Origin of the sequence: Pseudomonas sp. Sample_9, assembly GCF_004307535.1 — a bacterium.
Classification (GTDB): domain Bacteria; phylum Pseudomonadota; class Gammaproteobacteria; order Pseudomonadales; family Pseudomonadaceae; genus Aquipseudomonas; species Aquipseudomonas mercuritolerans.
The window spans coordinates 1-10997 of sequence record NZ_RAZO01000380.1; the positions used below are offsets into that span (position 1 = coordinate 1).

The window sequence follows — 10997 nt, forward strand, 5'->3', positions numbered from 1 at the left end:
AGATCAAAAGCCCCTCACCCTAGCCCTCTCCCAGAGGGAGAGGGGACTGACCGAGCTGATTGCGCGAACTACATCGACCTGAAATATCGGATTGAACTCAAGTTTTAAAAAGCATAAAGATCGGCTCCCTTTCCCCCTCGCCCCCTTGGGGGAGAGAGCTGGGGTGAGGGGGTTGGATCTTGCTGACCCAACCCAATCTTGATCACTCCGCCGTCGAAGGCTTCTCCCACAGATTGATCCCGCCCTCTTGGGCAAACCGGTCAATCTCCGCCAGCTCTTCAACACTGAAATCCAGATTCTTCAACGCTCCGACGTTCTCGATGATCTGCTCCGGCCGGCTCGCGCCGATCAGTGCCGAGGTCACCCGTGGATCACGCAGTGTCCACGCCAGTGCCAGTTGCGCCAGACTCTGGCCGCGACGCTGGGCGATCTCGTTCAACGCTCGCACGTGAGCAATGTTTTCTTCGGACAAATGCGACGCCTGCAACGAACCGCCGCCCGGGCGATTGACTCGCGCATCGGCCGGTACGCCGTTGAGATATTTGTCGGTGAGCAAACCCTGCGCCAGCGGCGTGAAGGCGATGACGCCAGTGCCGAGTTCGTCAGTGGTATCGAGCAGATCCTTTTCCACCCAGCGGTTGAGCAGGTTGTACGCTGGTTGATGAATCAGCAGCGGCACTTTCCACTCTTTCAGCAGCGCGGCCATCTCGCGGGTTTTCACGCCTGAGTAAGACGAGATACCGATGTACAGCGCCTTGCCCTGCTGCACGGCGGTGGCGAGGGCGCTGGCGGTTTCTTCCAGCGGAGTGTCCGGGTCGAAGCGGTGCGAATAGAAGATGTCCACATAGTCCAGGCCGAGGCGTTGCAGGCTCTGGTCGAGGCTGGCCAGCACGTATTTGCGCGAACCGCCGCCCTGGCCGTACGGGCCGGGCCACATGTCCCAACCAGCCTTGCTGGAGATGATCAACTCGTCGCGATATTGCTTGAAGTCTTCGCGCAGCAGGCGACCGAAATTGATCTCGGCGCTGCCGTATGGCGGGCCGTAGTTGTTGGCCAGATCGAAATGGTTGATGCCCAGATCGAACGCGGTGCGCAGCAAGGCGCGCTGGGTGTCGATCGGCGTGCTGTCGCCAAAGTTGTGCCACAGGCCCAGCGACAATGCCGGCAGCACCAGACCGCTGCGGCCGACGCGGCGGTAAGGAATGGAGTCGTAGCGGTTTTCGGCAGCGGTGTAAGTCATCGAATCCTCTCTTGTCTGTCTTGAAATGGGTGTCGACTGCTTCGCGAGCAGGCTCGCTCCCACACCTGGAATGCATTTTCCTGTGGGAGCGAGCCTGCTCGCGAAAGCTGTTACGCAAATCTATTGCCGGGTCGAGCCAGCCCCAGGTTCTGCCGCAACGTGCGCCCTTCATACTCGGTTCTGAACAAGCCACGCCGTTGCAGTTCCGGCACTACGCCGTTGGCGAAATCTTCGAGCCCACCCGGCAGGTGCGGCACCAGCACGTTGAAGCCGTCCGCCGCGCCTTGTTCGAACCATTCCTGCAGGCGATCGGCAATCTGCGCCGGCGCTCCAACCAGGCTGTAATGCCCGCGCCCGCCAGCGATCCTGCGACCAAGCTCGGCGAGGGTCAGGTTCTCCCGCCCGGCCAACTCGGTCAGCAATTTCTGTCGGCTCTGCTGACCGCTGTCAGTCAGCGGCAATGGCGGCAGCGGCCCGTCCAACGGGTACTTCGATAAATCGAAGTTGCCCAGCATACGCCCAAGCAGCGCGACGCCCACCTCGGGTTCGACCAATTGCTGAAACGTTTCACACTTTTCCTGCGCTTCAGCCTCGGTAGCAGCGACCACCACGAACACACCGGGCATGATTTTCAGCGAATCGGTGCTGCGCCCGAACTTGGCCAAGCGTCCCTTGATATCAGTGTAAAACGACTGTGCGGCGGCCAGCGAAGTCTGCGCGGTGAACACCACTTCCGCCGTTTGCGCCGCCAGTTCGCGCCCGGCTTCGGAAGAACCGGCCTGGACGATCACCGGTTGCCCCTGCGGCGAGCGCGCGACGTTCAGCGGGCCTTTGACACGGAAATGTTCACCGACATGATCGAGCACATGCAGCTTGTGCGGGTGGTAATAGGCGCCGCTGGCCTTGTCGCGGTGGAAGGCATCGTCTTCCCAACTGTCCCAGAGCCCGGTGACCACCTGATGAAATTCACGGGCGCGGCTGTAGCGTTCGGCATGGCCGATGTGTGCGTCGCGGCCGAAATTAAGCGCCTCGGCGGCGTTGTCCGAAGTCACCAGATTCCACCCGGCCCGTCCGCCCGATAAGTGATCGAGCGAGGCGAACTTGCGCGCCACGTGGTACGGCTCGTTGTAACTGGTGGTGGCCGTGGCAATCAGGCCGATGTGCTCGGTCACTGCGCTCAGTGCCGAGAGCAAGGTCAGCGGCTCGAAGTGATCGGAGCGCGCCATGCGGCTGGCGATATCTTCGGTCGGTGCGGCGACGCTGTCGGCGACAAACAGCGCATCGAACTTTGCCGCTTCGGCGATCTGCGCCAGACGTTTGTAATGGGCGAAATCCAGCCCCGCATCCGCCGGCACATCGGGGTGCCGCCACGCCGCCACGTGATGCCCGGTGGCCATGAGAAATGCACCAAGTTTCATCTGTCTGCTCATCTCAGAAATCCTTGCGCAATTGCACGCCGAAGTAGCGCTCGTCATCGCGAGGCACGGCGCGATAGATGTAGCTACCGCCACTGGCCAGCAACGGCGAATAGGACTTGTCGGCGAGATTCTTGCCGAGCAGCGCGACGCGCCAGCCATTGCTGTAATCGGCCAGGGCGACGCTGGCGTTCCACAGCCCGTAAGCGCCCTGTTTGGTATCTGGGTTCTGGCTGATGTCGTACTGCACTTCGCTTTGCCAGCTGTAGTCGGTGCCCAGTTCGATATCGAGACCGTTGTCCAGCGCAATTGTGTAGTCAGCGCGCACGTAGCTTTTCCAGTCCGGGCTGAATGGCAACGGTTTGCCGTTGACGTTGCACGACGCCGCCGCGCCGGCCGGGCAAGCGAATTCGTCGATGCGCGCGCGGGTGTAGGCCAGGGCGCCGGAGAATTTCAATTGCTGGGTGGCCTGCAGGGCGTAATCCAGTTCGACGCCTTCGCTGGTGACGCTGCCGGCGTTGATCAAACGCGTCACCACTTGCCCGGCGACGGTGTCGAAAAAGTTCGCCTGATAGTTGTCGTACTCGCTGTGGAAGATCGCCAGGTTGGTGGTCAGGCGGTTGTTCCAGGAGGTGGCTTTGATCCCCGCTTCCCAGGTGTTGGAGGTCTCCGGTTTCAGCGCTTCGGTGTCGCGCGGCTGCATGTTGAAAAACACGTTGTACGCCGGGCCTTTGTAACCGCGCGAATAGGTCAGGTACGTGGTGACGGTATCGCTCAGGTCGTACTGCAAACCGAGGCGACCGGACCAGCCATCTTCGTCCACCGAACCTGAGCTGCTGGTCGCCGGTTGAATGCCGCTGACGGTGGTTGCTGATGTTGAAACGCGACGGTGATCGTATTCCAGATCGTCGTGGGTGTAGCGCAGGCCGGCGATGCCGCGAAAGTGCGAAGTGAAGTTCAGCGTGCTCTCACCAAACACCGCGTAGCTGTCGCTGGTGGTGCTGTAATCGGCAACGCCACGGTCGGTGCGTGTGGTGGTCGTGAGGGTGCGCTGATAGGTCTCGTCGTCCTTGCCGTGCATGTAGAACAGGCCGCCGACGTACTCGAGAAACTCGCCCTTCGGTGAGGCCAGCCGCAGCTCTTGCGAATACTGGTCGAAGGCCAGATTGCCCTTGTCGGCGGTGCCGGGGAACGCCGCCGTCACGGTGCCGAGGCGATCACCATCCTGATACTGGGTGTTGTCCCAGCCGCGCCACGCGGTGATCGACGTCAGCGTGAAATCACCCAGTTGCCAGTCGAGCTGGCCGGACAGGCCTTTGTTGATGTCCTCGATGTGAGAGCGGGTGTCGGTGTTGATGTCGCGATTGTGGCTGGTCGCATTCACCGGACTCAGCGCGTTGGCGAAGGCCGGCGTCAACGCTTGGCTGACGACGCCATTGGGCGCGTCGTCGTGGGACTGCATGTAGTCAGCGATCAGGGTGAAGGTGATGTCGTCATTCGGAGTGAATTCGAGTTTGCCGCGCACGCCGCGATGGTTGTAACCGTTGACCTCGTGGCCGTTGTGCTGGTTGTCGACGTTACCGTCGTACGTGCCGAACAAGGTGCTGATCGAGCCCTTCAGCGTGTCCGGAATCAGACTGCCGCCAAGGCCGAAACGGCTGCGGCTTTCGTTGCCGCTATAGAACGCCTGATCGATATAGCCGTGGGTCTCGACGGTCGGTGCTTTGCTGGTGATGTTGAGTACACCGGCCGAGGCGTTCTTGCCGAACAGCGTGCCTTGCGGGCCGCGCAGCACTTCGACGCGCTCCAGATCGAGCAGATCCAGCGTGGCCTGGCCGGGACGCGCATACACCACGCCGTCGATGACCGTGGCCACGGTCGGCTCGACGCCGGGCGAGGTGGAAATGGTGCCGACCCCGCGCACGAATAACGAGGTGTCCTTGTTCGAGGCGCCGGTACGGAAATTCAGCGATGGCACTTGCTGAACGATGCTCGCCACGCCGTTGCGGTTGTCGCGTTCGAGCTGTTCGCCGTCGAGCACGGAAACCGCCACCGGTACTTTTTGCAGTGACTCTTCGCGGCGAGTCGCGGTCACCGTGACGGATTTCAGCGTCGGTTCCTGATCGCTGCTGTCAGCGGCAAACGCCGTGGGCAGCGGCAGCGCCGCCAGCCCGGTAAAAATCCAGCCCGCCGCGCGAATCGACTGCGTCAGTGTGTGTAATGCCCCAAGAAAATTACGCATAGATGTTCGCTCGAAAATGGCCCTGAACCGCTGCCGTTCTGTGACGACAGCGCCTGAATCTGTCGTGGGCATTCGCTCGAGCGAGTAGCAGACAACGCGCATTGTTAGCGCTAACATCGCGAATATTGGCGATCTGGCTATAGAGCGTCCAATACTGAAAAATTACTTTTATATGCGATTTGGTTTTTAGAAAGGATCGAGTCTTGAACGTTGAAAAGCCGCGTAAACGCCGGGGCGCCGGACGTGTGACGCTGAACGCCGTGGCGCGTGCAGCTGGGGTGTCGGCGATTACCGTGTCGCGGTATTTCAATCAGCCCGAGCAGGTTTCGCCTGAGCGGCGCGAGCGCATTGCGGCGGTGGTCGCCGAGCTGGGCTATGTGCCTAATCTGGTGGCCGGTGGTCTGGCCTCGGCGCGGGGGAAAATCGTCGGCATGGTCATTCCGAACATCTCCGGGCCGATTTTTGCCAACACGATCCAGGGCTTCAGCGACACCCTCAGTCGTCACGGTTATCAGCTGTTGCTGGCGTCGAGTTATTTCGATATCGAGCAGGAAGAAAATGCGGTGCGCGCATTTCTCGGCTGGTCGCCGGCAGCCCTGGTGCTGACCAGCCACTTCCATAGCGAAGGCACCGAGAAGATGCTCGCCGAGGCGGATATTCCGGTCATCGAAACCTGGGATTACCAGCCGGAGCGCGAGCCCATGCAGATTGGCTTTTCGCACTTCGAAGTGGGCGTGACGGCAGCAAGGCATTTGCTCAAGAAAGGCTACCAACGCATTGCTTTCGTACAGAACAGTGCGCCGGGCGACTTCAGTGCACTGGAGCGCCGCGATGGTTATGCCGCCACTGTGCGTGAAGCAGGACGTGAGCCTTGGATTTTCGCCCCGGACGCCGACCGCGCGCCGTTCGAAGCCGGCAAGCAAGCGATGGACGCCCTGATGAACGCCTCACCACGCCCCGACGCGATCATCTTCGCCAACGACAACCTCGCCGCCGGAGGTCTCCTCGCCGGACAGCGCGCGGGTATCAAAATCCCCGCAGACTGCGCCGTGCTCGGCTTCGGCGATTACCCGTTTGCCGAGATGTTATTGCCCAGTCTGAGCACGATCAAACCACCGGCACTGGAGATCGGTGTACTCGCCGCGACACGCGTGCTGGAAAGCCTTGGCGTGTTGCCGAGCGACAAAGTGCAGCGGCTGAATCTGCTGCGATGCCAAGTGATCGAGCGCGAAAGCATCTGATGAATATGGCGGGGGCTGGATTGGCTATGCTCTAGGTCATACCGAGGTGGCCCCTTCGCGGGCAAGCCCGCTCCCACAGGTTTCAGTGTTGGATACAAAATCTGTGAACGGCGCAAAACCCTGTGGGAGCGGGCTTGCCCCGGTGGCGGCGGTGGTGCTGTTCATGGTGCTGAGCGCCGAGGCGTAAAAACCTCTCGGCGCTCAGCCGTTGGATCAACGCACCAGATGCAGGAACTGCATGTGCCGTTCGTACTGGTCGAGGATGTCGTTGATGATCTGCTCTTTGGTGTAGCCGACCAGATCGTAGTCCTGACTGCCCTCGCTCAAGTGCACTTCGGCGCGGTAGTAGCGGCGATTGTTGAGTTGCTTGGAACCCATGCCGCCGCGCGCGAACGATGGCGTGAAGTAGCCGCGCATCTGCACCTGATAGATGAACGGATGCTGCTCGCCATGGCCGATTTCCAGGCTGACGTTGTCATGCGCCGGATCCGGCTGGGTGACCACGTGCAGACCTTTTTCGACGAACACGGCGGTCACTTCCTCGATCGCCGGGCGCACCGTGCTTTCCATGAAGCGGTACACCTCGTCGCGGGACGGGAAGTGCACCGCCTGACTCAGGCGCTGACGCCAGCCACCGGTGCCGCGCCGTGAGCCGGACACCGGCGCCAGCGAATGCAGCTGCGCAATCTGCTTCTGCGATTCCAGATAGAACGCCTTGTGCAGGCCCCACATCATCAGCAGCAGAATCAACGAGAACGGTAACGAGGTCAGCACCACCGCCGACTTCAGCGCGTCGATGCTGCCGGAGAACAGCAGCGCACTGGTGATCAGCGCGGTCATCGCCCCCCAGAACACACGCAGCCATTTCGGCCCGTCTTCATCCGGGTTACCGCCCTTGGCCGACAGCGTCGAGAGCACCACGGTGCCGGAATCCGCAGACGTCACGAAGAACACGAAGCTGATGAACACCGTCACGGCAATAACGGTCTTGCTCCACGGGTAGGTTTCCAGCAGCAGGTAGATACTCATCGACGGATTGTCGATGGCCGACATGCCCAACGCACTCATGCCGTGATTGAGTACCTGATCCAGGGCGCTGTTGCCGAAAATCGACATCCACGCCAAGGTGAAACCGAGCGGAATCAACAGCACGCCGAAGACGAATTCACGGATGGTGCGACCACGGGAAATCCGCGCAATGAACAGGCCCACGAACGGCGACCATGCGATCCACCAGGCCCAGTAGAACACTGTCCAGCCACCCAGCCAGTCGCTTGGTTTGTCATAGGCGTAGAGGTCGAAACTTTTCATCGGCAGGGCGCCGAGGTAATCGCCGACGTTCTGGATCAGGGTGTTGAGCAGGTGCTGTGTCGGCCCGGCAAACAACACGAACAGCAGCAGCGCACAGGCGAGCAGCATGTTGATGTCGGACATCACCCGCACGCCTTTGTCGACGCCAGAGACGGCAACGATGATCGCCGCGCCCATCATCAGCGTGATCAGGCCGACCTGAATCCACTGGGTGTGGGCGATGCCGAACAGATAATCCAGGCCCGAGTTGAGGTGCAACACGCCGAAGCCCATGTCGGCACCAAGACCGAACACCGTGGCGATGATGCCGAAGCCGTCCACCGCATAGCCGATCGGGCCGTTGATGCGTTTGCCGATCAGCGGATACAGCGCCGAACGCAGGGCCAGCGGCAGATTGTGCCGATAAGCGAAATAGGCCAGTGCCATGCCGACAAAGGCAAACACGCCCCAGCCATGCAGGCCCCAGTGCAGAAACAGAATCTGCATCGCCTGGCGCGCGGCGTCAGCTGTGCCGGCCTCGCCTTGCGGCGGCTGCAACATGTGCGTCAGCGGTTCGGAAACGCAGAAGAAAAACAGCGTGATGCTGATCCCGGCGGCGAACAGCATGCCGGCCCAGGACAGGTAACTGAATTCGGGCTCGTCGTGGTCGGCACCGAGTTTTATCTTGCCGTAGCCGGATAAGGCGGTGACCACCACGAAGACCAGATACAGGGTCATCGCGAGCATGTAGTACCAGCCGACCGTATTGGCCGCCCAGTTTTGCGCTTCCAGCAACCAGGCGCCGGCCTGCTCGGGGATGGCAATGACGACAAGACCAAACAGCAGAATGACCGTCGCGGCGAAGTAGAACACCGGCGGATTCATGCGCACCAGACCGCTGGCGGGGGTAGACGATGCACTCATGAAACGTGCACCTCGAGGGGTTGAAACGTGGCTGAAATGATCGGACTCAGCAAAGGCAAGCCTCCTGTTGTGAGCGGGCAGCGAACCACCGGTTTAACTTGAATGAACGTTCAAGTTAAACATGAATGGGGTGGTAAGGACTAATCGCAGGGCTGGGCGGTAGGTTTCCTACAGCGCCCGAGGAGAGGTATGACGCGGGTTTGGAGGGATTCGTTCACTGATGAATTGACTGAAGGCCACTACCTTGATCCGGCCTCTTCGCGAGCAGGCTCGCTCCCACATTTGAAACGCATTCCAATTGTGGGAGCGAGCCTGCTCGCGAAGAGGCCCGATACAACAACGCAGATTCAAGACTTACTTCTGCGTCCCGTCATCATGCTGCAGATTCGCCTGAGTCAGATTCGCCCCCGCCGGCACGCTACGCGTCAGCCACACGTTGCCGCCAATGGTCGAACCCTTGCCGATGGTGATCCGTCCGAGAATCGTCGCCCCGGCGTAAATCACTACGTCATCCTCAACGATCGGGTGGCGCGGGTGGCCCTTCTGCAACTGGCCGTCCTCATCCGCCGGAAAACGCTTGGCGCCCAAAGTGACCGCCTGATAAATCCGCACTCGCTCGCCGATGATCGCCGTTTCGCCAATCACCACACCGGTGCCGTGATCAATGAAGAAACTGCGGCCGATCTGCGCCCCTGGGTGGATATCGATGCCCGTCGCCGAATGCGCGATCTCCGCGCTGATCCGCGCCAGCAGCGGCAGCCCGGCACGATACAGATGGTGCGCCAGACGATGGTGAATCACCGCGAGAATGCCCGGATAGCACAGCAGCACTTCATCGACACTGCGTGCCGCCGGGTCGCCGTGATAAGCCGCCAGCACATCGGTGTCGAGCAGCGTGCGCAGTCCCGGCAATGCAAGGGCGAAATCCTGCACGATCTGAATCGCCCGAGCCTCGACTTGGCTGTCATCCTGCGCGCTGTGGCGAGCGACGTAACGCAGCTCCAGGCGTGTCTGCGCCAGCAATGCATTGAGCGCTACATCTAGTGTGTGGCCGACGTAGAAGTCTTCACTTTCTTCACGTAGATCGACCGGCCCCAGGCGCATCGGGAACAGCGCACCACACAGCGCCTCAAGAATTTCCGCCATCGCCGCTCGCGACGGCAACTCGCGGCCGCCCTGCTCCCCTGAAGCGCGACCATTCTGTGCGCGCCACTGTTCCCGCGCGCTGCGCAGCTGGCCGACGATGGTCTGCAATTGCCAATGGCTGGAACGCTCGCTCACGGTAAAAGACTCCTTACGGGCGGCCGGACTGTCTGGCCGCGTCAACGGCGCCTACTTTACGGCATGCCTTTGCCGACGAATTAAGAACCGATAGTGCTGGCCTCAGTCCATTTGGCTATAAGCGATTGGCGGTTGCCCGGGCAAAAGCGCGTGCCTATAGTCCTTTCATTCTTTTGCGTCAGTGCGAACTCATGATCAAACAACAGCTGCAACGCTATCCCCGTCTCGAACTGCTGAGCCACCCCACGCCGCTGGAAAAACTCGAACGCCTGTCCGTCTGGCTCGGTCGCGAGGTGTACGTCAAGCGCGATGACCTGACGCCCCTGGCGATGGGTGGCAACAAGCTGCGCAAACTCGAATACCTCGCCGCCGACGCGCTCGCGCAAGGTGCTGACACGCTGATCACTGCCGGTGCGCTGCAATCGAACCACGTGCGCCAGACCGCCGCACTGGCGGCGAAACTCGGCCTCGGTTGTGTGGCGCTGCTGGAAAACCCGCTGGGCACTGACGACAGCAATTACACCGGCAACGGCAACCGCTTGCTGCTGGATCTGTTCGACACCAAGGTCGAGCTGGTCGACAACCTCGACAATGCCGACGAACAACTGGCCGCCCTAGCTGTGCGCCTGCGCAGCAACGGCAAGAAGCCGTATCTGGTGCCGATTGGCGGCTCCAACGCGCTCGGTGCCTTGGGCTATGTGCGCGCCGGGCTGGAGCTGGCTGAGCAGATCAAGGACAGCGGCCTCGATTTCGCCGCGGTGGTGCTGGCTTCAGGCAGTGCCGGGACTCACAGTGGTCTCGGACTGGCGCTGAGTGAGGCGCTGCCGCAACTGCCGGTGATCGGCGTAACGGTTTCGCGCAGTGAGGAGGATCAGCGGCCGAAGGTGCAGGGCCTGGCCGAACGCACGGCAGAGCTGCTCGGCGTCGAGGTACCAGCCAGTTTCAAGGTCGAGCTGTGGGACGAATATTTCGGCCCGCGTTACGGCGAGCCGAACGCCGGCACACTCGCGGCGGTGAAACTGTTGGCCAGTCAGGAAGGTCTGTTGCTTGACCCGGTCTACACCGGCAAGGCCATGGCCGGTCTGCTCGACGGGATTGGCCGGCAGCGCTTCGATGACGGCCCGATCATCTTCCTGCACACCGGTGGCGCGCCGGCGTTGTTTGCGTATAAGGATTCCTTCTAAGAGCAGATCAAGAGATCGCAGCCTTCGGCAGCTCCAACATGAGATCACCTGTAGGAGCTGCCGAAGGCTGCGATCGTTTAAGAAGTCACTGATATTCCTTAAATGAATAAAAGATTCCATATTAGGTATTTTCAAGTCTAAAACAGACATCTTATAGTCTCGCCGCAGGCGAATTTCGGG

Annotated in this window: 7 protein-coding genes; 2 read left to right on the forward strand and 5 right to left on the reverse strand. The window is 60.9% G+C overall.

Features of this window, described 5'->3' with window-relative positions:
* Nucleotides 1–202 precede the first annotated feature (202 nt).
* From mgrA to D6877_RS21825, 3 genes are all read right to left on the reverse strand, one after another.
* On the reverse strand, nucleotides 203–1240 hold the full coding sequence (gene mgrA, locus D6877_RS21815; RefSeq protein ID WP_130912073.1) for an L-glyceraldehyde 3-phosphate reductase: 1038 nt from the start codon (nucleotides 1238–1240) through the stop codon (nucleotides 203–205).
* Between the two features lie 110 nt (nucleotides 1241–1350).
* Nucleotides 1351–2670: an LLM class flavin-dependent oxidoreductase gene (locus D6877_RS21820; RefSeq protein WP_130912074.1), complete on the reverse strand. Its 1320-nt coding sequence runs from the start codon at nucleotides 2668–2670 to the stop codon at nucleotides 1351–1353.
* Nucleotide 2671: 1 nt separating this feature from the next.
* Nucleotides 2672–4897 carry a TonB-dependent receptor gene (locus tag D6877_RS21825; protein WP_130912075.1) on the reverse strand — a complete coding sequence of 742 codons (2226 nt, stop codon included), beginning with the start codon at nucleotides 4895–4897 and terminating at the stop codon, nucleotides 2672–2674.
* A 203-nt stretch (nucleotides 4898–5100) separates the two neighbouring features.
* Here D6877_RS21825 and D6877_RS21830 point away from each other — a divergent pair, with 203 nt between their 5' ends.
* A complete protein-coding gene (locus D6877_RS21830) occupies nucleotides 5101–6138 on the forward strand; it encodes a LacI family DNA-binding transcriptional regulator (protein WP_016772195.1) in 1038 nt (345 codons plus the stop codon).
* Nucleotides 6139–6351: 213 nt separating this feature from the next.
* Here D6877_RS21830 and betT read toward each other — a convergent pair whose 3' ends face one another.
* Nucleotides 6352–8313: a choline transporter BetT gene (betT, locus tag D6877_RS21835; RefSeq protein ID WP_161984082.1), complete on the reverse strand. Its 1962-nt coding sequence runs from the start codon at nucleotides 8311–8313 to the stop codon at nucleotides 6352–6354.
* Between the two features lie 393 nt (nucleotides 8314–8706).
* A complete protein-coding gene (epsC, locus tag D6877_RS21840) occupies nucleotides 8707–9633 on the reverse strand; it encodes a serine O-acetyltransferase EpsC (RefSeq protein WP_130912077.1) in 927 nt (308 codons plus the stop codon).
* A gap of 191 nt (nucleotides 9634–9824) precedes the next feature.
* Between epsC and D6877_RS21845 the strand changes: the two genes are divergently transcribed.
* Nucleotides 9825–10817, forward strand: coding sequence for a D-cysteine desulfhydrase (locus D6877_RS21845; protein WP_130912078.1), 993 nt, complete (start codon nucleotides 9825–9827; stop codon nucleotides 10815–10817).
* Nucleotides 10818–10997 lie beyond the last annotated feature (180 nt).